Here is a 23885-nt window from a genome sequence, read left to right on the forward strand (position 1 = left end):
CATGGATCGCATTGACATCACCGAACGCGGCCGCATCACCGGCCACCTGATCCGCGGCGTCACGCGCGCGCAGAAAACCTTCCGACCGAGCGACTGGCCCGAGCGCCTCGCGGGTGTCATCACGCTGTTCGTCGGCGAGCGGCGGCCCGGCTATCCGTGCGCACTGTCGCGGCTCGCGATGCCGGTCGTCGACGGCGGCGCCAAATGCCTGTTCGTGTCGGACGAATTGCGCGACGTATGCGCCGACGCGTTCGACTTCGCGATGCAGTTCGCCGCCGACAACGACCTTCCCGTCGAGCTTCAGACCGCGCCCGCGCTGGCGGTGCGGTGATGCGCGGGTCGCGTTCGGCGGCCCTTTCTCCCGTTTTCGCCCGCCCCGATGCGCGCTTGCGCAGGCGTTCACACGTGCTTTCAGCCGTCAAATAAATAATCAGACGATTTGAGCCTTCGGCACTTCCCCACGCTGCGACAAGGGTTTTCAGCCGAGCCATCAATAAAATTGATCGTCACGATGAAAATTATGCGTTTTCCTTGCAGCTTGCCGTGAGGCATAGTTGCGACGTGATGACGCACCCATTGAGTTTTCAGTCATGAACATGCGAATCGAGCCTTCGGTGCTCGCGAACCCCGACCTGCAATTTGCGACGCTTTCGTCAGGCATCAGCCTGCCGTATGTCGAGCGGGGCAGCGGCGCACCGATGGTGTTCGTGCACGGATCGTTGTGCGACTACCGTTACTGGGATCCGCAACTCGCGTCGCTGTCGGCCCACTACCGCTGCATCGCGCCGAGCCTGAGCCATTACTGGCCGGCCGTCGAGGCCGGCATCCAGGACGAGTTCAGCTGGCAGAACCACGTCGACGAGCTCGCCGAATTCATCGACGCACTCGATCTCGGCCCCGTGCATCTCGTCGGCCACTCGCGTGGCGGCAGCGTCGCATTCAACGTCGCGCGCCAGCATCCGCAGCTCGTCGACACGCTGACGCTCGCCGATCCGGGCGGCCCGCTGCAACAGCCGGGCGTGCGCGAAGCCGCGCTGCCGGCCGCCGCGATCGCGCTGCGCACGCAGGCCGTGAACCTGATCGGGCAAGGCGAAGTGGAAGCCGGCCTCGAAATGTTCGTCGACTCGGTGAGCCTGCCCGGCGCATGGAAGAGGAGCACGTCGCGCTTTCGCACGATGGCGATCGACAATGCGAGCACGCTGCCGAAGCAGCTGCAGGATCCGCTGCCCGCGTATTCGCAGCACACGGCCGGCGATATCGCATGCCGCACGCTGCTGATCGACGGCCAGCGCAGCCCGAAGATGTTCCGCAACAACGTCGACGCGCTGTCGCAGTGGATCGGCGATGCGCAACGGCAGACCGTCGCCGGTGCGTCGCATGGGATGAACGCCGCGAGCCCCGCGGTGTTCAACCGTTACGTGCACGAGTTCGTCGCCGCGTAACGCTCGCGGGCGGCATTCGGTCCGCCCGTCACTTCCCGCCCCTTTCCTGAACGAAGCGATACGGGCTTCCCCGCATCGCTTCGCCCGCCTCCGCGTCAGATGACCGGTTCGGGCTTGCGCGTCACCGCATCCGGCAACCCGAACACACTGTCGAACGACCAGTTGTATACGAACGTGAAGATCGGGAAGAACACTATCAGCACGGACGGCGAACTCGCGCCGCTCGTGTTCGCGAACATCCGGAACGGGCTGCCGCCGCCCGTGTATCTGCGGCGGCCGAAACATACGGGGCTCGGCAAGGCAGCCAGCGAACTGATGCGGGCACTGCGGGCTGAAGGCAGTCACGGCTGATCGGTGCGGCGAATCATCGCCGCACCGTCGGTCAATGCTGGATGGTTTGACCGTTAGTTGCGGTTAATGCGAACCAGCCGCCGCACCCTGGATCGAATCGACGAGCGCAGCGTTGTCGTACCGTCGCCCGGCAATGCCCCATCCGCCGTCGACCGCATGCACGACATTCACCCAGATCTGCGCCGGCGTCAGCCGCCCGCCTGCGCGATGCAGCACGATCGCGGTCGCCCGTTCGACGAATTGCCGCTGCTTGTCGGGCGCCGCGAGCGCCACGGCCGGCAGCTTCAGCTCGACGAATGCCGCGGGCTCCGCGCGACCATGCACGAAGGTCCGGTGACGCGGCAGCACGTTGAGCGAGCCGATCACGTTCGGCGCCAGGAACGCATTCCCGGTCAGCCCTTCGACCTCCAGCAGCGCATCGGTCAGTTCGGCAAATACCGGCCCTTCGTCTTCCTGCGAGAAAACCCCTTCAGATACTGTCAGCGTAATCGGCATCGCACGTTCTCCAGGTCAGGTCATCGGAATCGTGACGTGATATAAATATCAGTCACTCTCTATACATTAGACACTGATCGCTCTCTATGCAAGCGATAAAGAGCGATCGCTCTGAAGCGAGCCTGTCATGCGTTATTCCGTCGAGCACAAGCACGAAACCCGCGCGCGCATTCTCGAGGCGGCGAGCCGCCTGTTCCGCCAGGAGGGCTATGGCGGCTCCGGCATCGGTCCGCTGACGAAGGCGGCGGGCGTCACCAACGGCGCGTTCTACGGGCATTTCAAATCGAAAGGCGAAGCGTTCCGCAGCGTGGTCCTCGCCGGTCTCGACCAACTCCGGCAAGGCGTCGCGATCTTCAAGGCCGAGCATGGCGCGCGCTGGCGGCGTCCGTTCGTGTCGTTCTATCTCGGGCCGCGGCGCACCTGCGCGCTCGGCGAAAGCTGTGCGCTGCCGAGCCTGTCGCCCGAAGTGATGCGCGCCGACGACGACACGCGCGACGCCTATGAACAGGCGTTGCGGCAGATCGTCGACGAAGTGTCGTCCGGGCTCGGCGACGCCCCCGACGACGATCGCGCGATCGCGTTCCTCGCGCTGCTGTCGGGTGGCGTCACGCTCGCGCGTGCAGTGCGCGATCCCGAACTGGCGCAGCGCATCGCCGATGCGGTCGGCCGCTACGCGGTGGTGATCGCCGAACGCACGGATGTGAAGCCCGAACAGCAGGCATAACGCACGGCCAATAAAAAACCCCGATCCGCGTTGCCACGGAATCGGGGTTCTTCTTCGATCAGCCACCTGCTCGAACGGCCCCTGGCGGGCCGCTGCTTCAACGCGCGGCGACTTCCGCCTTGGCGGACGCCGCATCGCCGACTGCCGTCGGCACCGCACCCCACCCGCCGCCCAGCGCACGGATCAGGTTCACGGTCGACACGGCCTGCGCCCCGGTCAGCTGGTTCGCCTGCAACTGCGACTGCAGCACCGACCGTTCGCTGTCGATCACGTCGAGATAGGCCACTTCGCCTTCCTGATACTGCGTCCGCGACAGCGTCGCCGCACGGCGCGACGCGTTGACGGCCGCATCCTGCGCGCGAATCTGGTCGTCGAGCAGACGCAGATCGGCGAGATTGTCCTCGACCTCGCGGAACGCGACGAGCACCTGCTGCCGGTAGTTCGCGACCTGCTCGTCGTACTGCGCGCGCGCCTGCTGCACGCCGGCCGCCCGCCGCCCGCCGTCGAACAGCGGCAGCGTCAGCGCGGTGCCGGCGAACGGCCCGAGCAGGAACGTGCGGCTCGACCACATGAACAGGTTGCCGAGCGTCGACGCCTCATAGCCGAACGCGCCCGTGATATCGAGCTTCGGGAAGTACGCCGACTTCGCGAGACCGATCCGCGCGTTCGCGGCCGCCATCGCGCGCTCGGCCGCCGACACGTCCGGGCGGCGTTCGAGCAATGCCGACGGCAGACCCGGCGGGACCTTCACCGCGACCGGCACGATCGGCGTTTCCTTGAACGCGAAGTCCGCGGGCGCCTTGCCGAGCAGGATCGCGAGCGCATGCTCGGACGCCGCGCGCCGGCGCGCGACGCCGACCGCATCGGCCTGCGCGGTTGCCAGCTCGTTCTTCGCGCGCGACACGTCGAGCTCGCTGATGTCGCCTTCGTTGAAGCGGCGCTGCACGAGCTTCAGCGCCTGGTCACGCAGTTCGACCGTGCGGCGGTACAGGTCCTGGTCCGAGTCGAGCTGGCGCAGTTCGAAGTAGTTCTGCGCGACGTCCGCCTGCAGCGCGAGCTGCACCGAGCGGAACAGCGCCTCGCTCTGCGCCTGGTCGGCACGCGACGCCTCGACGTTGCGGCTCACGCGGCCGAACAGGTCGGCCTCGTACGACACCGTGCCCTGCGCGCGCCACAGCGTCGCGGTGGTCGGGCCCGTGCCCTGCGGCTGGAACTGCGACGCCGACGACAGCCCTTCGCGCGTCGGCCCGAACCCGGCGCCGACTTGCGGGAACCACTGCGAGCGCGCGGTGCGGGTCGCCGCACGCGCTTCCTCGACGCGCGCCGCCGCGGCCTTCAGGTTCTGGTTCGCGGCGAGCGCCTGCGACTCGAGCGAGTCGAGCACCGGATCGCCGAACACCTTCCACCATTCGCCGCGATGCTCGCCGTCCGCCGGTTCGGCGGTCTTCCACGTGCCGGCCTGTTCGCCGGCCGCGAGCGTCGGCGCTTCCTTGAACGCCGCGGGCGTCGACACGTCCGGGCGCTTGTAGTCGGGCCCCACCGCGCACGCGGCGAGCAGCGTCGCGAGCAGGGTGCTCGCGGCCGCCACCTTCGCGAAGCGCATCAGGCCATTCGTGTTGTGCATGTTGTCCATCTTGTTGTCCTCAAGCATCCGAAGCCGACGCACCGGACGGCGACACGCCATAGCCGGCCGAGTCCTTGCCCGCGACGTGGATCTTGCCGCCCGCCAGCGTGCGCAGCACGACGTAGAACACCGGCGTCAGCATCAGCCCGAACAGCGTCACGCCGAGCATCCCGAAGAACACCGCGACACCCATCGCATGGCGCATTTCCGAACCCGCACCGGTCGACGTGACGAGCGGCACGACGCCCATGATGAATGCGATCGACGTCATCAGGATCGGGCGCAGCCGCAGCCGGCTCGCCTCGATCGCGGCCTCGAGCGGCGTCCTGCCGTCGTGCTCCAGTTCACGTGCGAATTCGACGATCAGGATCGCGTTCTTCGCGGACAGCCCCACCAGCACCATCAAGCCGATCTGCGTGAAGATGTTGTTGTCGCCCTGCGTGAGCCACACACCCGTCAGCGCCGACAGAATGCTCATCGGCACGATCAGGATCACCGCGAGCGGCAGCGTCAGGCTTTCATACAGCGCGGCGAGCACGAGGAACACGAGCAGCACGCTGATCGGGAACACGTACATCGCCGAATCGCCTGCCAGGATCTGCTGGTACGTGAGGTCGGTCCATTCGAACCGCACGCCGCGCGGCAGCGTTTCATGCGCGATACGCTCGATCGCCGCCTGTGCCTGACCCGACGAGAAGCCCGGCGCCGGGCCGCCGTTGATGTCGGCTGCGGTGTAGCCGTTGTAGCGCACGACCATTTCCGGGCCGAACGTCGGCGTCACCGTGACGAGCGACGACAGCGGCACCATTTCGCCACGGTCGTTGCGCGTCTTCAGCTGCAGGATGTCGTCCGCGCGCTGACGGAACGGCGCGTCGGCCTGCACGCGCACCTGGTACACGCGTCCGAAGCGGTTGAAGTCGTTCACGTACAGCGAGCCGAGATACACCTGCATCGTGTTGAACACGTCGGTGACCGGCACGCCGAGCTGCTTCGCCTTCACGCGGTCGAGATCGACGTTGAGCTGCGGCACGTTGATCTGGTAGCTCGTAAACAACGGGCCCAGCTCAGGCGCCTGCTGCGCGCGCTTGATGAAGTCGTTGGTCGCATCCGACAGCTTCGCGTAGCCGACCGCGCCGCGATCCTCGATCTGCATCTTGAACCCGCCGAGCGTGCCGAGGCCGAGCACCGGCGGCGGCGGGAACACCGCGACGAACGAATCCTTGATCGCACCGTACTGCTGGTTCAGCGCACCGGCGATCGCACCGGCCGACAGCGCCTTGCCGTGCCGCTCCGAGAACGGCTTCAGCGTGACGAACACGATGCCCGCGCTCGAGCTGTTGGTGAAGCCGTTCACCGACAGCCCCGGGAACGCGACCGCGCTCTCGACGCCCGGCTGCTTCAGCGCGATCGAACCCATGTCGCGGATCACCTTCTCGGTGCGGTCGAGCGACGCGCCGTTCGGCAGCTGCGCGAACGCGATCAGGTATTCCTTGTCCTGCGCGGGCACGAAGCCGCCCGGCACGACCTTCGACACGAGCACGGTCGCACCCACCAGCACGAGGTACACGCCGAGCATCAGCGTCTTGCGCGACAGCACGCCGCGCACGCCGCGGCCGTAGTTCTCCGCGCCGCGATGGAACACCTTGTTGAAGCCGCGGAAGAAGCCGCCGAGCACGCGGTTCATCACGCGCGTGAGCCAGTCTTCCTTGTCGCCGTGGCCCTTCAGCAGGATCGCGGACAGCGCCGGCGACAGCGTCAGCGAGTTGAACGCCGAGATCACCGTCGAGATCGCGATCGTCATCGCGAACTGCTTGTAGAACTGGCCGGTCAGGCCCGACATGAACGCGAGCGGCACGAACACGGCGACGAGCGTCAGCGCGATCGCGATGATCGGCCCGCTCACTTCCTGCATCGCCTTGTAGGTCGCCGCCCGCGCGTTCATCCCGCTCTCGATGTTCCGCTCGACGTTCTCGACCACCACGATCGCATCGTCGACCACGATCCCGATCGCGAGCACCATCCCGAACAGCGACAGCGCGTTGATCGAATACCCGAACGCCAGCAGCAGCGAGAACGTGCCGATGATCGACACCGGCACCGCGATCAGCGGAATCAGCGACGCGCGCCAGGTCTGCAGGAACACGATCACGACGATCACGACCAGCGCGATCGCTTCGAGCAGCGTGTGCACCACGGCCTTGATCGACGAGCGCACGAACTGCGTCGGGTCATAGACGATCTTGTAGTCGACGCCGGCCGGCATGTCCTGCTTCAGCTCGGCCATCGTCTTGCGCACTTCGTCGGAGATCTGCAGCGAGTTCGCGCCCGGCGACTGGTTGATCGCCATCGCGACGGCCGGCTTGTTGTCGAGCAGCGAGCGCAGCCCGTACTCGGACGCGTCCAGCTCGATGCGCGCGATGTCGCGCAGATGCGTGACGCCGCCGTCCGGCGTCGTCTTCACGACGATGTCGCCGAACTCGTCTTCCGTCTGCAGACGGCCGCGCGCGTTCACCGACAGCTGCAGCGGCGTGCCGGGCAGCGACGGCGACGCGCCGATCACGCCGGCCGCGACCTGCACGTTCTGCTCGCGGATCGCCTGCACGACGTCCTCGGCCGACAGCCCGCGCTGCGCGACCTTCTGCGGATCGAGCCACACGCGCATCGCGTAGTCGCCCGAACCCCACAGCTGCACCTGGCCGACGCCCTGGATCCGCGACAGGCGATCCTTCACGTTGATCAGCGCGTAGTTGCGCAGGTAGGTCATGTCGTAGCGGTTGTCCGGCGAGATCAGGTGGACCACCATCGTCAGCGTCGGCGAGCTCTTCACCGTGGTGATGCCGAGCCGCTGCACGTCTTCCGGCAGGCGCGGCAAGGCCTGGTTCACGCGGTTCTGCACGAGCTGCGTGGCCTTGTCCGGATCGGTGCCGAGCTTGAACGTGACGGTGATCGTCATGTTGCCGTCGCTGTTCGCCTGCGACTGCATGTAGAGCATGTCCTCGACGCCGTTGATCTGCTCTTCCAGCGGCGACGCGACCGTCTCGGCGATCACTTTCGGGTTCGCGCCCGGATACTGCGCCTTCACGATCACGGACGGCGGCACGACTTCCGGATACTCCGAAATCGGCAGCAGGAACATCGCGATCACCCCGCCGAGCAGGACGATCACCGATAGGACTCCTGCAAAGATCGGCCGGTCGATAAAGAATTTGGAAATGTTCATGGGTTGCTCTGTCTGGTTGAACGCGGAAATCGAAGCGGCGGGCCGCTTACGATTCCGCCTTCGCCGGTGCGGCCGGCTTCGCGTTGTCCGCGAGCGGCGCGGACGGCGCATCGCCGCCCGTCATCGGGACCATGTGCGGCTTCACCTGCTCGCCCGGCCGCACGCGCTGCGTGCCGTTCACGATCACGCGATCGCCGGCGGCGAGGCCACTCACGATCACGCGCCGGTTGCCGTGCTGCATGCCCTGCTGCACTTCGCGATACGACACGCGGCCCTGCTGGTCGACGACGAACACGAACTTCTTGTCCTGGTCGGTGTTGATCGCCGCATCGTCGACGAGCAGCGCCTCGTGCGGTGCGCTGCCGCCCACCTTCACGCGCGCGTAGAGCCCGGGGACGAGCGTACCGTCCGCGTTGTCGAAGCGCGCGCGCACGCGGATCGTGCCGGACGACGTGTCGAGCCGGTTGTCGACCGAGTCGATCTCGCCGCTGCGCGAGTAGCCGGTTTCGTTCGCGAGGCCGAGCTCGACCGGCACCTTGCGGCCGTTGCGCGCGCCGTTGATGTACTGCAGGTAGGTCTGCTCGTCCGCGTCGAACGATGCGTAGATCGGCGACACCGACACCAGCGTCGTCAGCGGCGCGGCCGACGCGCCGGCCGACACGACGTTGCCGAGTGTGATTTCCGCGCGCGACACGCGGCCCGACACGGGTGCGGTGATGCGCGTATAGCCGAGGTTGATGCGCGCCGTTTCCAGCGCGGCTTCGGCGGCCTTCAGGTTCGCCGTCGCTTCGCGCGCCGCGTTCTGCTTCTCGTCGTAGTCGCGCTTCGCGATCGCGTTGTCGCCGATCAGGCGCTGCGCGCGCTGCCAGTCGCTCTGCGCATAGCCGTTGCGGGCCTGCGCGGCGGCGAGCTGCGCGGCCGCGCGGTCGGTTTCCGCCTGGTACGGGCGCGGATCGATCACGAACAGCACGTCGCCCTTCTTCACGAGCGCGCCGTCCTTGAAGTTCACCGCGACGATCGTGCCCGACACCTGCGGGCGCACGTCGACTTTCTCGACCGCTTCGAGGCGGCCCGAATAGCCTTGCCAGTCGGTGACGGTCTGCGGCACGACGGTCGCGACGTCGACTTCGGGCAGCGGCGCTGCCGCCTTTTCGGGCGCGTTCGCGTTCACGCGCATCGCGCCGAACGTGCCGAGGCCGACGACGGCGAGCGTCGCGATCGCCGCGGTCGCGATTCGGGAGCGGGAGGTGCGTAGGATGGCCATGTGGATCTCCAATAAGCGTGGATTGGTTCTGGTTATTCGGAACGGTTCGGCTGGCGCGCCTGGAAGCGGCACTGGAAGAAGCGCACGGCCTCCTCGAGCGCGGCTTCGTGCGTCGCGAGCGCCGCGTGCGTGACGTCCGGGTAGCGGATCACCTGCGTGAGCACGCCCGATGAAATCAGGCAGCCCGCATATTTCTCCGCTTCGACGTGCAGCACGTCGTTCTGCGCGGTGACGACGAGCGTCGGCGGCAGGCCCGCGAGGCGCACCGATTCGAGCGGCGCCGCATACGGGTGCATGCGCTGCGCCGCCTGCGGCAGATAGGCGCGATAACAGGCCGCGCATTCGCGCGCGGTGATGTCCGACGCAAGGCGTTCGGCGTCGCCGATGCGCGTCATGCTCGGGTCGAGCATCGGCCCGAACAGGGCCTGCGCGGCGATCGACACTTCGCCGCGATCGCGCGCGATGAACGCGAGACAGTTCGCGAGCTGGCCGCCCGCATCGTGCCCCGCGACGCCGATCTTCTTCGGATTGCCGCCGAACGCGCGGGCGCGCGTCGCGGCCCACACGGCCGCGCGATACGCATCCTCCGGCGCGGCCGGAAAAGGAAAGGCCGGCGCGAGCGAATAATCGACCGACACTACGAGAGCCGGTAAGCGTTCTGCTAAAAAGCGCGCGGCGAAATCGGCGTCATCCAGCGTGCCGCGCACGAAACCGCCGCCGTGGAAGTAAAGCACTACCGGCAATCCGGTCTTGTCCGCGCGCCGATAGAGGCGCAGCACGATGTCCTGCGCGTAGCCGGGGATTTCCACCTCCGCGACCGTCAGTGCCGCGCCGGCTCTGGCTTCGGCGGGCAACGCGGCTTTCAGGAATTTGCTGAATTCAGAAGCGTCCATGACGATGCAGCATCCATTTCGAGATGGAACGAATTCTGGGTCCGGCAGACATCCGGATAAATGCCTATAATCCGGCAACACAATTCAACGCCCCCGAACAATCCAGGCTGCGCTTACCCATGAGGTAGCGCAGCCTTGTCGTTCGGGCGGCAAATTAGATTGCGGAGGTTGTGATGGACCGGCTTCAGGCCATGCAGGTGTTTACTCGCGTCGTCGATACAAGCAGCTTCACCAAGGCAGCAGAGTCGCTCAGCCTGCCGCGGGCGTCCGTCACGACGATCATCCAGAATCTCGAAGCCTTCCTCGGCGTGCGGCTGATGCACCGGACCACGCGCCGGCTGTCGCTCACGCCGGACGGCGCCGCGTACTACGAACGCTGCGTGCGGATCCTCGCCGATGTCGAGGAAACCGAAGCAAGCTTCCAGAACAACAACCGGAAACCGCACGGAAAGTTGCGTATCGACATGCCGGGCTCGATCGGGCGGCTGCTCGTGATTCCGTCGCTGTGCGAATTCCACACGCGCTATCCGGACATCGACCTTCAGCTCGGGCTGTCCGACCGGCCGGTCGACCTGCTGCAGGAAGGCGTCGACTGCGTGATCCGCGTCGGTGCGCTGCAGGATTCGTCGCTGGTTGCGCGCCGGGTCGGATTGTTCGAGTGCGTGTCGGTCGCTGCGCCCGCGTATCTCGAGAAGTTCGGCGAGCCGCGAACGATCGAGGATCTGAACGACCACAAGGCCGTCAACTACTTCTCGAGCCGCACGGGCCGTACGATCGACTGGACGTTCCTGACCGACGGCAAGGAAGTCGAGGTCAAGATGAACGCGATCGTATCGGTCAACGATGCCGATGCGTACGTGACGTGCGGGCTCGAAGGCTTCGGCCTGATCCAGCCGCCGCTGTTCATGGTGCTGCCGCACCTGCGCGACGGCCGGCTCAAGGAAGTGCTGCCCGGCCTCAAGCCGCTGCCGATGCCGATCTCGGTCGTGTATCCGCACAGCCGGCACCTGTCGCCGAAGGTACGCGTGTTCGTCGACTGGATCGCCGAAGTGTTCGACCGCTGCCCGCTGCTGAGCGGCAAGGGCAGCCTCGACGCGACGTGCAGCAAGCGCACGTTCGAGGAAGCCGAGCGCGCACCGGCGCTCGACACGCCGGTCATCAACGAGTGGGTCGCGTAATCGTCTGAACCGCGGTGCGCGGGCTGTGCGGCCCGCGCGCCGTCCTGCCTTCGCGCCGCCGCGGCGTCACGTTCGTGCCGCCTTCCCCGCCCCGCACAGCGCCTTTCCTGAATCCGCATCACACCTTTGCGCCGTGCACGGCAATCGGCCGCGTGCGTGACGGCGCGCGCCGCGCGACATCGCCGGGAGCCCCGCTGCAGGCGGCTGTGCGCGATTTTCGAGTAACCCTGCCGACAGTACGGATCGCGATTGTTCCACCATCACGACAATTCAATTCGCGTCAGCCGCATTTATCGCGCCTGAACGTCCCCCTAGAGTAAACCCTGTCGCGCACCTCGTTGCGCATCGAACAGATCCCGCTTGACGGGACCGGAGCAAGCGCCGACGCGCCAACTCCGACCAACACAGGAGTTACGTCATGAACCGCCGCCATCTTCTCTCCGCCGTCGCGCTCGCACTCGCCGTGTCCGCACCGGCCTTCGCCGATACGACCACCCCGCACGCCGGCGACTACGCGAACACGTCGTGGTACACGCAGCACAGCAACGGCCCGCGCACGCGTGCCGAAGTCAGCGCGGAAGTCGAGCAGGCCCGCCGCGACGGCACGCTGGCGTGGCTGCGCAAGGCGAATTCGTATCCGCAAGGGCTCGAACTCGCGCAAGGCCCGTATCGCCCGACACCGGAAGGCAACCAGCTCGCCGGCGCAGGCCGTTGAGCATCGGTCAACGCGCAACGCCGCGCAGCGGATGATCCGCGGCGCGGCGTCGAGACACCGCCATCGAACACCCGATTAGCCAGTTAGTTGCAGGAGCCTGTGATGAACGATCAACTTCCTTCGCCGCTCGATCATTGGGACGACACGACGCCCGTCTGGACGCCGTTCCGTTCCGCGCCGCACGCGCATTGAACTTCGCGTCGATCTCTCGCTGAAGACGCTGGCCTTCAACGGCGCGGCACGCCGTCGCGCCATTCGCCCCAGTGCGTGACGATGTCCTGAACGAGCGGATTGCCCGCGCGGTACAGGTTTTCGGTCGCCGGGGCGAAGCGTCGGCCACTGCGGCATATTTTTGCCGTAGTCACTGCACCAGTGTAGCGACACAATTGGTGACGTTATCCAAGGTCAATCCAGCGACCAAGTCGCATCCATGCCCGATACAGCGATTGACACGAGCTGATTAGTCTGCCGGTCGCGCTTGCCGTCGTAGTCGATGGTCGATCGGCTGCATATTGCATGTCCAGCGGGCTCAATCCAGATCATCACGCCGGTTGAGCCAGCGAAAGGTCGCTTGTTCGCCGCAAGAACCCGCCGTCTTTCCCACCTTCCATTCACACTTCCCAATACTCATTCGTTGCATCGACCGAAATCTGGTACACCTTCGGTCCTACTTCAGGCACTTAGCATCAGCACTCCAAATGATATCCATATGGAGAGTGCCTATGACGACATCGCCACTGCCTGGTGTATCTCTCGATGGACCACCAATCTGTCCGAACATGACGGACGCGGCGTTCAGGAAACGGATGCTCGAATTGCGGGACGAAGCAGTCGAGATCACACTGCGACGGCGCAGGGAACTGATGCTCTGGAATCCGGCCACGGAAGCACGAGTGATCGAGTGGTTCGGTTCGGCAAATAGCGATACAAGACGCAGACTTACTTCGGGGCTCGACGCCCTCGCCAGGGTGATGGCCAGTCTCGGGCCAGAAAATTTCGTCCGCATCGGTTCCGATGCCGACCGCGCAACAGGATGTCTTCCAAACATGAAACATCTCGACGCCGAGGTCGCGCATGTCTGTCGCCCCGACACCGCAACTCATACAATCGCCATCAATCTCCCGTTCTGCTCGCTACCCGAGCGATCAGCCGGGAACCTCTCCTCGCAGCAATTGACCATCGTTCACGAATGCGCGCATTTTGCAGACACTTTCGATGCGGGCGACCATCCAGCGGCATACGGTCGACGGGCCAGCGCCCAGTTCGCGAAACGCTACCCGGGCATGGCGATCGGTAATGCAGACAACATCGCGTGGTTCATTCTGGCACGTTGAATCGGAGCAACTCATGCGACGTGCCCTCTCTGTCATATTCGGCGCCCTCCTGTCACTCCCGATACAGGCCAATGCGTGCAAGGTCCTGTTGACCGACAGCATGGAACTGCCGCTGAATTCGACCGAGATCGCCAACAGCGACAGACTCTCCGTCGTCAGACACTACCTGACCGCCAGGGAATGGACGCGCGAAGGGGCGGCGGTCTCGATCGACGCGACGGCCTACGATTGGGAAAGCCGCCCTGATCAACTCGCGCGGCAACGCGGTGCGCAGATGAAATCGTTTCTCGTGCAACTCGGAATGTCGCCCGACGACATTTACATCGACGAGCGAATCGTGTCGCGCAGGAACGGCAAGCTCGATCCCGATGACAGGAAGCAGCTTTGGGTCCAGTTCGTCCCGAAATGCCCGCCTGCGGGCTGTCAGAGTCTTTGCAACTCGGCAGGTACGCCCGGTGTCGCTAGTCATGCACCGACACCCGAAATGCCGGGGCCCGAGCCCGACTCGAGCCGCTTTTCATGCGGCGACAGTCGGGAACCCCCGTCAGCACGTTTCGTGACAATGGAGCGCTGGACCGCACGCACGCGCAACCAGACCTTGCTTTTGCGAAATCAAGACCACCGGCCGCTAACGCATACCTGCTACCGGATCAGCACCAGTGCCACGCAATACATCGGCATGACGGACGAGCACGGTGAGACTGCGCCCATGCAGCTATTGGGGCCGGAATATACGCGCATCGAACTCAAACTCGCGCGCCCCGGCCCGTGATCCTCCGCAGCCGGTCCCGCTGCCCCAATCCGGTCGCTCCAGGCGATATCGACTCGCCCGGAGCCCGGCCACGCGTGAATGATCGAGTGACTCCAGCGCGGCGCTACCCCCTTACCGGCGCGGCACGCCGTCGCGCCATTCGCCCCAGTGCGTGACGATGTCCTGAACGAGCGGATTGCCCGCGCGGTACAGGTTTTCGGTCGCCGGGGCGAAACCACCCTGGTCCGCATAGTTCAGCAGATTGTCCGCGCTCGTCTGCCCTGCATACGGCCGGTCGAAATCGGAACCCGTGCGCAGCACCGCGACGCGCGACAGGTCGACCCGCTTCACGCTCGCCGCGCGCTTGAGCGCTTCATAGGTCGCGTTGTCTTCCTGTGCGGTCATGCAATAGGTGCCCTTGCCGTCGGTGAGGATCTTGGTCCACTGGCGCGCGCGCTCGCCGATCAGCGTGCCCGAGAACCACGTATTGCCCGATGACGTGTCGCACTGGATCACCGTCGGCGGCCGATTCGCCGGCGCATACGTGAACTTCGCGCGCGCGGCCTGGGCCTGCGCGCTGTCGGCGAGCACGACGTTGCGCGACAGCGCATACGCGGCATCGGTCAGCTGCGGGTTGAGCTGGAATACTTCGGTGCGGTAGTCGAGCGGCGGCTTGTCGTTTGGGCTCTTCGTATTGATGCCGAGAAAGCCGGTATTCCAGCCGGCCGGAATCTCGCGCGCATCGAGTTCCCACTGCAGGCTGAAGTCGACCAGGTATTTCGACCAGGCGGCAGACCCGACCGTGCCTTGCGCGGGGTCGACGCCCGCGATGCCCGACACGAGGAAGTACGTGCGGCGCAGGTCGAAACGCTGCGAGAACGTGAGCGCCATGATCGTCGCGGACGCGTTCGCATAGCCCATGCCGGTCGTCACCACGCACACGTCCTGCTTGTTGCAGTGAACGGCCGGATAGTCGGGCGACAGGCCGGGCACGGTGATGTCGCGCCACGGGCCGAGCCGGTCGAGCCATGCCTGGCCTTCCGGACCGAACATCGTGATGATCATGACCTTGACCGGGCGGCCCTGTGCACCGGTCTCGGCGAATGCAGCGTTGCCCCCATCGTTGCCCTGGTTGTTCTGCGCAATCGACGGCGCGGTCGCACAGGCGGCAAGCGAGAATGCAGCTGCGGAAAGGATGGAGCGAGTCAGCATCGGCGTTCCTTGTTTCGGTGATGTTGGGTGAGAACGGCTCTCGGAGACTGCGCGAGGGAGTATAGAACGCGTGTGTGCGATGCGGAACCCGACTACGAAACGGCGGGCGGTGTGCGCGGCTCCAGGATTCGCATGAAACGCGGACGGGATCGACATGCGCGCCGCGCAATAACATCAGGAATACTATCTGATCGACCGACGCACGAGTCGACGTCGATGCGAATGACTGGATGCAAACCACGACGAGCCTTGCGTGGCTCTCGATCCACGGCCCGAACAGGAAATCGTTCATCGGTCGTCGATGCCTTCGAGGGAAGGCATCGATTCTAGCGACCGACAGATCCAGCGTGAAAAAAACCGCGTCAGGCGACGTCGACGCGCGCGGGCCCGTCCGCCATCTCGCCGATCACGGCCGCGCGGTCGAAGCCGTCGGCGCGGAAGCACGCGAGCACGTCGTCGACGGCATCCGGCGCGCACGCGACCAGCAGGCCGCCGGACGTCTGCGGATCGGTCAGCAGCGCCTGCGCGACGGGCGGCAGCCCGTCGGCGAGCCGCACATCGGCGCCATATGCGGCCCAGTTGCGGCCCGATGCGCCGGTGAACACGCCGTCGGCGACGAACGCCTCGACGCCCGCCAGCCACGGCAGCGATGCGTAATGCACGCGTGCGGTCAGCTTCGCGCCGCGCGCCAGTTCGAGCGTATGGCCGAGCAGCCCGAAGCCCGTGACGTCGGTCAGCGCATGCACGCCCGGCAGCGCGGCGAGTTCGGCGCCCGGCCGGTTCAGCTTGGTGGTCGTCGCCACCATCTGCGCGTAGCCCGCGTCGTCGAGCTGGTTCTTCTTCAGCGCGGCCGACAGCACGCCGACGCCGAGCGGCTTGCCGAGCACGAGCACGTCGCCCGCGCGCGCGGCCGCGTTGCGCTTCACCCGCGACGGATGCACGACGCCGATCGCCGCGAGCCCGTAGATCGGCTCGACCGAATCGATCGAATGACCGCCCGCGACCGGAATGCCGGCATCCGCGCACACCGATTCGCCGCCGCGCAACACGGCCGCGATCGTCTCGTGCGGCAGCACGTTGATCGGCATCCCGACCAGCGCGAGCGCGAGAATCGGCTTGCCGCCCATCGCATAGACGTCGGACAGCGCGTTGGTTGCAGCGATACGGCCGAAGTCGAACGGATCGTCGACGATCGGCATGAAGAAGTCGGTCGTCGCGACGATCGCCTGCTCGTCGTTCAGCCGGTAGACGGCCGCGTCGTCGGAGGTCTCGGTGCCGACCAGCAGGTCCGGGAACAACGCGGGCGGCGTCGCCCGCTTCAGCAGCTCGGACAGCACGCCCGGCGCGATCTTGCAGCCGCAGCCGCCGCCATGCGACAGGCTCGTGAGGCGCGGAACGGCGGGCGGGGTGAGGGGGGCTTCGGTCATCGTCGGCATCCGGTGAATAACAACGTTCTATTATCGACAATTCCGCGCGAGCGCGCCCGACACCCACATAATTGACGGCGCCCGCCCTCGTCCGCTCGCTCATTCATGGATCACCTGTTCATCGGCCTCGTGCTGTGCTCCGCCCTCTTGCACGCGATCTGGAATGCATTCCTCCACGTGAGCGAAGACCGTCTCGTCCAGCTCGGCACGATGTCGCTGCCGTATCTCGCGTTCGGCATTGCGGGCGTCGTACTGCTGCCCGCGCCGGCGCCCGCCGCGTGGCCGTATGTCGCGGCGTCGGCCGTGCTCGAGGTCGCGTACTGCTTCACGCTGGCGCGTGCATACCGCAACGGCGAGTTCGGGCAGATCTACCCGATCGCGCGCGGGATCTCGCCGCTGCTCGTGTCGGTGCTGGCGTTCGCGGTGCTGCACGAGCGGCCGACGCCGTTCGGCTTCGCGGGCATCGCGCTCGTATCGTTCGGCATCATGTCGCTCGCGTTGCGGCGCGGCTTCCGGTTCTCCGGCGAAGGCGTGCCGTACGCACTGCTCACGGGCGTGTTCATCGCCGCGTATTCGATCTGCGACGGCATCGGCTCGCGCGTGTCGGGCAGCGCGCTCGGCTATATCGCGTGGGTTTATCTGCTGTGGAGCATGCCGCAGCTCGTGCTGGTGTGTGCGATGCGCGGCGGCCCGCGCGTGGTGTTCGGTTCGCGCGCGTCGCTGCGGCAAGGCGCGATCGCCGGCACGATCTCGCTCGCCGCCTATGGAATCGTGATTCTCGCGTACCGGCATCTGCCGGTCGCGACGGTATCGGCGCTGCGCGAGACAAGCTCGATCTTCGCGGTCGCGATCGGCTGGTTCGTGATGCGCGAGCGGCCCGGCGCGCAGCGGCTCGCAGCATGCGCGCTGGTGGTCGCGGGCGCGGCGTTGATCCGGCTTTGACGCGCGTGCGTACGCCCTCAGGAAGGACCGGCAGTCACGGCAGGTCCGGTGCACTCGGCAGTCGGGCCGTTGTGTGCTTGCCGCCGAGGTTTTTCCAGACGAGGCAATTGTCTCCGCGCGGCGGAGACAATTGACCTGGACCTGCTTGAAAACGCTGATCCATATCGCCCCCCTCTCATACGTGACTTTCGCATCGCGCTCTGCCGTCTCGAGCGTTGGTCGTCACCGCAACTGCCGCACACGTCAAGCCGCCGCAATCATCCCGTCGAACGCCCGCTCGTCGATCGCCTCGGCCAGCGTCGCGAACGCCGTCGCGATCTCGTCCTCCGGCACGCACGCATAGCCGAGCAGCAACCCCGACGCCGCGCGTTCGCGCTCCGCGTAATAACCGGACAGCGGCCGCACGACGATGTTGCGTTCGAGCGCGGCCTGCGCGACCGCGCGATCGTCGACCCCGTCCGGCAGCCGCGTGACGAGATGCAGCCCCGCATCGCTGCCGAGTGCCTGCAGCGTGTCGCCGTAGCGGCGCGCGACCGCATCGAGCAGCACCTCGCGGCGCTGCCCGTACAGCGTGCGCATCTTGCGGATATGCGACACGAAGTGCCCTTCCGCGATGAACTCGGCGAGCACCGCCTGCTGCAGCAGCTGCCCTTCGCGATACAGCTCGGCGCTCGCGGTCGCGAAGCTCTCCGCGAGCGGCTCCGGCGCGACCAGATACCCGACCCGCAGCCCCGGAAACAGCGTCTTGCCGAAGCTGCCGACGTAGATCACCTGCCCGGCCGTATCGAGCCCCTGCAGCGACGCGAGCGGCCGGCTGCCGTAGCGGAATTCGCTGTCGTAGTCGTCCTCGATGATCCAGCAGCCGTGCTGGCGCGCGTATTCGAGCAGCATCCGGCGCCGCGCGAGGCTCATCACCATCCCGAGCGGATACTGGTGCGACGGCGTGACGAGCATCAGCTTCGGCGGCTCGGCGAGATCGGCGGCCGACGGCGCGATCCCTTCGTCGTCGACCGGAACCGGCCGCGTGGTCAGCCCCGACACGTTCAGCACGCTGCGCACGCCCCAGTAGCACGGATCCTCGGTCCAGATCGCGTCGCCCGGATCGGTCAGGAGCCGCACCGCGAGGTCGATCGACTGGTGGATCCCGGTCGTGATCACGATCTGCTCGGGCGTGCAGCGCACCGAACGCGACGTGCGCAGGTAGTCGGCCAGCGCCTCGCGCAACAGCGCGAGGCCGCCGCCCGGCGCGTAGGTCAGCAAATCGGGGCGCAATCTCCGCCAGTACTTGTTGTGCAGCCGCGTCCACACGCGCGCCGGAAAGCGCGACACATCGGGCACGCCGGGCATGAACGCGCCGCCCTGGCGCTTCGACACGCCCGCGCCCTCGACGAGCCGCGTGCCGCGCGCCGACAGCCGCCGCGCGGACGATGGCGCCACCGCCGGGCCGGCGGCCGGGTCGGGCGACGCGCCGACGATCTCGTCCGGCGCGCTGTCGGCGACGAACGTGCCGCGCCCCGTCGCCGAGTTCACATAGCCTTCGAGCGCAAGCTGTTCGTAAACCTGCGTGACCGTGTTGCGAGCGATCCCGAGCTCGGCCGCCAGCAGCCGCGACGACGGCACGCGCGTGCCGGCCGGCAGTTCGCGCGACAGGATCGCCTGCTGCAGCAGCCGGTGCAGCTGCCGGTAGATCGGCTGTTCGCCGCCGCGCACGAGGCGCTGCGCCAGCCAGTCCGACAACACGCTTGCGCGCATGATTGGCTCCTGAATATTTATTGAAATGGCTCTGATTGCCAGAGCCAAATGTGATTATAGTCGCCTCCATGGGCTGCCAATGCGGCCGATTTTTATCCCACCGGACAGAACATCAAGGAGATGACCGTGAAGAATGCCGACCTGCAAGCCCGCAAGAACGCCGCCACCCCGCGCGGCGTCGGCGTGATGTGCGATTTCTACGCAGCCCGCGCCGAGAACGCGGAGCTGTGGGATGTCGAAGGCCGCCGCTTCATCGATTTCGCCGCCGGCATCGCGGTGCTGAACACGGGCCACCGCCACCCGAAGATCGTCAAGGCGATCGCGGATCAACTGAACAGCTTCACGCACACCGCTTACCAGATCGTCCCGTACGCGTCGTACGTCGAGCTGGCGGAAAAGATCAACGAACGCGCGCCGGGCGACTTCCCGAAGAAGACCGCGTTCTTCACGACCGGCGCCGAAGCCGTCGAAAACGCGATCAAGATCGCGCGCGCCGCGACCGGCCGTCCGGGCGTGATCGCGTTCTCGGGCGGCTTCCACGGCCGCACGATGATGGGCATGGCGCTGACCGGCAAGGTCGCCCCGTACAAGCTGAACTTCGGCCCGTTCCCGGGCGACGTGTTCCACGCCCCGTACCCGAACGCGCTGCACGGCGTGACGACGGCCGACTCGATCAAGGCGATCGAGATGCTGTTCAAGGCCGACATCGATCCGAAGCGCGTCGCCGCGATCATCTTCGAACCGGTCCAGGGCGAAGGCGGCTTCAACCCGGCGCCGGCCGAGTTCGTGCGCGCGCTGCGCAAGATCTGTAACGAGCACGGCATCCTGCTGATCGCCGACGAAGTGCAAACGGGCTTCGCGCGTACCGGCAAGCTGTTCGCGATGCAGCACTACGACGTGCTGGCCGACCTGATCACGATGGCGAAGAGCCTCGCGGGCGGCATGCCGCTGTCGGGCGTCGTCGGCCGTGCGGACGCGATGGACGCAGCGGCGCCCGGCGGCCTCGGCGGCACCTATGCGGGCAATCCGCTGGCCGTCGCGTCGGCGCACGCGGTGCTCGAGATCATCGACGAAGAGAAGCTGTGCGACCGTGCAACGCAACTCGGCGACGTACTTAAGGCGAAGCTGAATTCGCTGCAGGCCGACGTGCCGCAGATCGCCGACGTGCGCGGCCCGGGCGCGATGATCGCGGTCGAGTTCCTGAAGCCGGGTTCGGGCGAGCCGGACGCGGAATTCACGAAGCGCGTGCAGACGCGCGCGCTCGAGCGCGGGCTGCTGCTGCTCGTGTGCGGCGTGTACTCGAACGTCGTGCGCTTCCTGTTCCCGCTGACGATCCCGCAGGCCGTGTTCGACGAAGCGCTCGTGATCCTCGAGGAAGTGCTGAAGGAAACGGTCGGCGTGCCGGCCTGAGTTTCCGTCCGCGTCAACTGAATGCGCCGCCGCCGTCGTCAGGACGGCGGCGGCCTTTTTATCCGTCATTTTCAAGGCAGGCGATTCATATGAGCACCGTTCAGGAAACCCTGGCACTGAAAGATCCGTCGCTGTTCCGCCAGCAGGCGTATGTCAACGGCGAATGGCAAGGCGCGGCGAACGGCGAGTCGTTCGAGGTCCGCAACCCGGCAACCGGCGGCCTGCTCGGCACCGTGCCGGCGATGGGCACGGCCGAGACGCGCCACGCAATCGAGGCCGCGAACGCCGCATGGCCGGCATGGCGCAAGAAGACCGCGAAAGAGCGCGCGGCGATCCTGCGCAAGTGGCACGACCTGATGATGGAAAACGCCGACGACCTCGCGCTGATCCTGACCACCGAGCAGGGCAAGTCGCTCGCCGAGGCCAAGGGCGAGATCGGCTACGCGGCGTCGTTCCTCGAGTGGTTCGCGGAGGAAGGCAAGCGCGTGTACGGCGACACGATCCCGACGCCGGCGAGCGACAAGCGCATCGTCGTGACGAAGGAAGCGATCGGCGTGTGCGCGGCGATCACGCCGTGGAACTTCCCGGCGGCGATGATCACCCGCAAGGTCGGTCCGGCGCTCGCGGCAGGCTGCCCGATCGTCGTGAAGCCGGCTGAAGCGACGCCGTTCTCGGCCCTCGCGATGGCCGTGCTGGCCGAACGCGCGGGCGTGCCGGCCGGCGTGTTCAGCGTCGTCACCGGCGATCCGAAGGCGATCGGCGGCGAGCTGACGTCGAACCCGATCGTGCGCAAGCTGTCGTTCACCGGCTCGACGCCGGTCGGCCGCCTGCTGATGTCGCAATGCGCGGCGACGGTCAAGAAGGTGTCGCTGGAACTCGGCGGCAACGCACCGTTCATCGTGTTCGACGACGCCGATCTCGATGCCGCCGTGCAGGGCGCGATCGCATCGAAGTACCGCAACAGCGGCCAGACGTGCGTGTGCACGAACCGCTTCTACGTGCACGAAGCCGTGTACGACCAGTTCGCGCAGAAGCTCGCGGCAGCGGTCGGCCAGCTGAAGGTCGGCCGCGGCACGGAGCCGGGCGTCACGCAGGGTCCGCTGATCAACGAAGCGGCCGTGCTGAAGGTCGAGGCGCACATCGAGGACGCGCTCGCGAAGGGCGCGACCGTCGTGACGGGCGGCAAGCGCCACGCGCTCGGCCACGGCTTCTTCGAGCCGACCGTGCTGACCGGCGTCACGCCGGCGATGAAGGTCGCGAAGGAAGAGACGTTCGGGCCGCTCGCGCCGCTGTTCAAGTTCGGCAGCGACGACGAGGTGATCCGCCTCGCGAACGACACCGAGTTCGGTCTCGCCGCGTACTTCTACAGCCGCGACATCGGCCGCGTGTGGAAGGTCGCCGAAGCGCTCGAGTACGGGATGGTCGGCGTGAACACGGGCCTGATCTCGAACGAAGTCGCGCCGTTCGGCGGCGTCAAGCAGTCGGGCCTCGGCCGTGAAGGCTCGCACTACGGCATCGACGACTACGTCGTGATCAAGTACCTCTGCCTCGCCGTCTGACGGTTCGGGGCCTGGCGCTTCGGCGACAGGCCCTGACCGCCCGGCCGGAACCGGGCGGTCACGACGCGGGCCGGTACCTCCTCTCCGCCGTGCCCGCGTCACCTTGCCGTGCGCGATGTCGGCACGCGTTCCGTGCGCGACGTCGATGCCGCATCGGCCAAACGTCATGCCGTTCGGCAATTTCGTTCAAGTCTCATTTCTCGTTCCACTGCCAGCCGCTAGATTGAGCGTTCCACCTCGATCCGGTTTGCCTGCGCATGAACAGTTCTTCCATCCGCCCGACCAGCGTATCCCCCGCGCACCGCGCCCTCGTCGCGCTTCCTCGCACCCGTCCCGGCATCGCGCCCCGCACGAAGGGAGCCGGCACATGAGCGTCGGGTCAGCCGATCGTCGTACGTGCCCGCCCGAGGAAAAGCGCGGCGGGCCGAGCAATCACCAGCCGTTCAACGTCGTCTACGACGGGCCCGCGCTCGGCGAGCACCGGATGGACGTGCGTGACCTCGCACCGGTGCTGCTCGCGATCGCCGACCTGTTCTCGTCCGCCAACAAGGAACTCAATGGCGACCACTCCGAGGTTCGTCTCGAGGTCAGGGGCGGCTTCAAGTCCGGCTCGTTCCATGCAGAGCTGATCTTCGTCCAGTCGCTCGCGAGCCAGATCCGCGACCTGTTCGCCGGGCCGAACGCCAATGCGTTCAGCAACGCACTGGCAATCCTCGCCGCATTGGGGATCATCGGTGGCGGCGGGCTGATCGGCCTCATTCGCACGCTGCGCGGGCGCAAACCGCATCGCACCGAGCCGGACGGAGCGCATGTCAGGATCTGGATGTCGGAGCAGGAATGCTTCGTCGTCGATGAACCCATCGTCCGGCTGTATCGGAACCGGGCCGTTCGCGTCAACCTGCAGAAAATGCTCTCGCCGCTCGAACATGACGGCATCGACAGCTTCGGCATCGTCCGCGACGACATCGTCGAACTCTCGATCGAACGCGACGAACTCGGTACGTTCGCGAGCAGCGACGATCCCGGCGAAATCGTCACCGACACGATCGCACTCAAGATGCTGAAGCTCGAATCCGTCGTGTTCAAGGACGGCAACAAATGGCGCGTGCACGACGGCACGTCCGCGTTCTATGCGTCGCTGGACGACGAACGGTTCATCGCGAAGATCGATGCCGGCGAGCGCTTCGGAAAGGGCGACGTGCTGGTCGTCGATCTGCGCCAGACGCAGATCGTCACCGACGACGGGCTTCGCAACGAATACCGGATCGTCAAGGTTCGCGAGCACCGTGCGCCGTTGCAACCGGCGCTGATTTGATCTACGCCACCCGTGGAGGTGACGCGCGGGCCGCCCCTCTCCGCCGTGCCGCGTCACCTGCCTTCCCCGCCTTCAACGAAACACGTTCACCGCATGCACGAGCCGCGTCGCCTGCTGCTTCAGGCTTTCCGACGCCGCCGCGCTCTGCTCGACCAGCGCCGCGTTCTGCTGCGTGATGTTGTCCAGATGCACGACCGCCTGATCAACCTGCGCGACCCCGGTGCTCTGCTCGGCCGTCGACGAGCTGATCTCCGCGATCAGGTCCGACACGCGCTTT

20 protein-coding genes and 2 pseudogenes are annotated in these 23885 nt (G+C 66.4%); 12 read left to right on the forward strand and 10 right to left on the reverse strand.

The window, feature by feature from the left end:
- Position 1: 1 nt before the first annotated feature.
- The 3 genes and pseudogenes from U4Z31_RS28915 to U4Z31_RS28925 form a co-directional block, all read left to right on the forward strand.
- Entirely contained in the window at positions 2–331 is a 330-nt protein-coding gene (locus U4Z31_RS28915) for a DUF3579 domain-containing protein (RefSeq protein WP_321812115.1), read from the forward strand.
- A 259-nt stretch (positions 332–590) separates the two neighbouring features.
- The gene (locus U4Z31_RS28920) at positions 591–1442 is read left to right on the forward strand and encodes an alpha/beta hydrolase (RefSeq protein ID WP_321812116.1); all 852 of its coding nucleotides are present in this window, start codon (positions 591–593) and stop codon (positions 1440–1442) included.
- Positions 1443–1646: 204 nt separating this feature from the next.
- Positions 1647–1793 (forward strand): annotated as a pseudogene (locus U4Z31_RS28925) (LysR family transcriptional regulator); the annotation flags it as partial.
- 63 nt (positions 1794–1856) lie between these two features.
- On the opposite strand, the gene U4Z31_RS28930 reads toward U4Z31_RS28925, so the two are convergent.
- Positions 1857–2288, reverse strand: a complete 432-nt coding sequence (locus U4Z31_RS28930) for a hypothetical protein (protein ID WP_044845758.1) — start codon at positions 2286–2288, stop codon at positions 1857–1859.
- A 127-nt stretch (positions 2289–2415) separates the two neighbouring features.
- Between U4Z31_RS28930 and U4Z31_RS28935 the strand changes: the two genes are divergently transcribed.
- A complete protein-coding gene (locus tag U4Z31_RS28935) occupies positions 2416–3012 on the forward strand; it encodes a TetR/AcrR family transcriptional regulator (RefSeq protein WP_321812117.1) in 597 nt (198 codons plus the stop codon).
- 97 nt (positions 3013–3109) lie between these two features.
- On the opposite strand, the gene opcM is transcribed toward U4Z31_RS28935, so the two are convergent.
- Genes opcM through U4Z31_RS28955 form a run of 4 tightly spaced genes read right to left on the reverse strand, consistent with a single transcriptional unit; the run spans position 3110 to position 10013 of the window.
- Entirely contained in the window at positions 3110–4645 is a 1536-nt protein-coding gene (opcM, locus tag U4Z31_RS28940; RefSeq protein ID WP_321797715.1) for a multidrug efflux transporter outer membrane subunit OpcM, read from the reverse strand.
- Between the two features lie 10 nt (positions 4646–4655).
- Positions 4656–7856 carry a multidrug efflux RND transporter permease subunit CeoB gene (gene ceoB / locus U4Z31_RS28945; RefSeq protein WP_321812118.1) on the reverse strand — a complete coding sequence of 1067 codons (3201 nt, stop codon included), beginning with the start codon at positions 7854–7856 and terminating at the stop codon, positions 4656–4658.
- 46 nt (positions 7857–7902) lie between these two features.
- A complete protein-coding gene (gene ceoA, locus U4Z31_RS28950) occupies positions 7903–9120 on the reverse strand; it encodes a multidrug efflux RND transporter periplasmic adaptor subunit CeoA (RefSeq protein WP_044845762.1) in 1218 nt (405 codons plus the stop codon).
- Between the two features lie 32 nt (positions 9121–9152).
- Positions 9153–10013: an alpha/beta hydrolase gene (locus tag U4Z31_RS28955; protein WP_044845763.1), complete on the reverse strand. Its 861-nt coding sequence runs from the start codon at positions 10011–10013 to the stop codon at positions 9153–9155.
- A gap of 173 nt (positions 10014–10186) precedes the next feature.
- Between U4Z31_RS28955 and ceoR the strand changes: the two genes are divergently transcribed.
- Both ceoR and U4Z31_RS28965 read left to right on the forward strand, forming a co-directional pair.
- Positions 10187–11191 carry a putative multidrug efflux transcriptional regulator CeoR gene (gene ceoR / locus U4Z31_RS28960; protein ID WP_044845764.1) on the forward strand — a complete coding sequence of 335 codons (1005 nt, stop codon included), beginning with the start codon at positions 10187–10189 and terminating at the stop codon, positions 11189–11191.
- 418 nt (positions 11192–11609) lie between these two features.
- Entirely contained in the window at positions 11610–11906 is a 297-nt protein-coding gene (locus U4Z31_RS28965) for a DUF4148 domain-containing protein (protein WP_321812119.1), read from the forward strand.
- 227 nt (positions 11907–12133) lie between these two features.
- Here U4Z31_RS28965 and U4Z31_RS37220 read toward each other — a convergent pair whose 3' ends face one another.
- A complete protein-coding gene (locus U4Z31_RS37220) occupies positions 12134–12292 on the reverse strand; it encodes a hypothetical protein (RefSeq protein WP_415750309.1) in 159 nt (52 codons plus the stop codon).
- Between the two features lie 336 nt (positions 12293–12628).
- On the opposite strand from U4Z31_RS37220, the gene U4Z31_RS28970 reads away from it, so the two are divergent.
- Both U4Z31_RS28970 and U4Z31_RS28975 read left to right on the forward strand, forming a co-directional pair.
- Positions 12629–13240 carry a M35 family metallo-endopeptidase gene (locus U4Z31_RS28970; RefSeq protein WP_321797718.1) on the forward strand — a complete coding sequence of 204 codons (612 nt, stop codon included), beginning with the start codon at positions 12629–12631 and terminating at the stop codon, positions 13238–13240.
- A 13-nt stretch (positions 13241–13253) separates the two neighbouring features.
- Positions 13254–14012 carry a hypothetical protein gene (locus U4Z31_RS28975; protein ID WP_321812120.1) on the forward strand — a complete coding sequence of 253 codons (759 nt, stop codon included), beginning with the start codon at positions 13254–13256 and terminating at the stop codon, positions 14010–14012.
- A 111-nt stretch (positions 14013–14123) separates the two neighbouring features.
- Here U4Z31_RS28975 and U4Z31_RS28980 read toward each other — a convergent pair whose 3' ends face one another.
- Positions 14124–15203, reverse strand: coding sequence for a purine-nucleoside phosphorylase (locus tag U4Z31_RS28980; protein WP_124486156.1), 1080 nt, complete (start codon positions 15201–15203; stop codon positions 14124–14126).
- Between the two features lie 362 nt (positions 15204–15565).
- Positions 15566–16630, reverse strand: a complete 1065-nt coding sequence (gene selD, locus U4Z31_RS28985; RefSeq protein WP_321812121.1) for a selenide, water dikinase SelD — start codon at positions 16628–16630, stop codon at positions 15566–15568.
- Between the two features lie 105 nt (positions 16631–16735).
- Here selD and U4Z31_RS28990 point away from each other — a divergent pair, with 105 nt between their 5' ends.
- The gene (locus tag U4Z31_RS28990; RefSeq protein WP_321812122.1) at positions 16736–17572 is read left to right on the forward strand and encodes a DMT family transporter; all 837 of its coding nucleotides are present in this window, start codon (positions 16736–16738) and stop codon (positions 17570–17572) included.
- Between the two features lie 243 nt (positions 17573–17815).
- Here the strand turns inward: U4Z31_RS28990 and U4Z31_RS28995 are convergent, their stop codons facing one another.
- Complete coding sequence (locus tag U4Z31_RS28995) at positions 17816–19324, reverse strand: PLP-dependent aminotransferase family protein (protein WP_321812123.1); 1509 nt, start codon at positions 19322–19324, stop codon at positions 17816–17818.
- A 120-nt stretch (positions 19325–19444) separates the two neighbouring features.
- On the opposite strand from U4Z31_RS28995, the gene U4Z31_RS29000 reads away from it, so the two are divergent.
- The 3 genes from U4Z31_RS29000 (at position 19445) to U4Z31_RS29010 (ending at position 23608) form a co-directional block, all read left to right on the forward strand.
- A complete protein-coding gene (locus U4Z31_RS29000) occupies positions 19445–20734 on the forward strand; it encodes a 4-aminobutyrate--2-oxoglutarate transaminase (RefSeq protein ID WP_321812124.1) in 1290 nt (429 codons plus the stop codon).
- Positions 20735–20823: 89 nt separating this feature from the next.
- Positions 20824–22293, forward strand: a complete 1470-nt coding sequence (gene gabD / locus U4Z31_RS29005) for an NADP-dependent succinate-semialdehyde dehydrogenase (protein ID WP_044845770.1) — start codon at positions 20824–20826, stop codon at positions 22291–22293.
- A 166-nt stretch (positions 22294–22459) separates the two neighbouring features.
- Positions 22460–23608, forward strand: a complete 1149-nt coding sequence (locus tag U4Z31_RS29010; RefSeq protein ID WP_321812125.1) for a hypothetical protein — start codon at positions 22460–22462, stop codon at positions 23606–23608.
- Positions 23609–23680: 72 nt separating this feature from the next.
- On the opposite strand, the pseudogene U4Z31_RS29015 reads toward U4Z31_RS29010, so the two are convergent.
- Positions 23681–23885: pseudogene (locus tag U4Z31_RS29015) on the reverse strand (hypothetical protein); the annotation flags it as partial.

Source organism: Burkholderia sp. BCC1985, from assembly GCF_905339915.1.
In the GTDB taxonomy this organism is placed as follows: Bacteria; Pseudomonadota; Gammaproteobacteria; order Burkholderiales; family Burkholderiaceae; genus Burkholderia.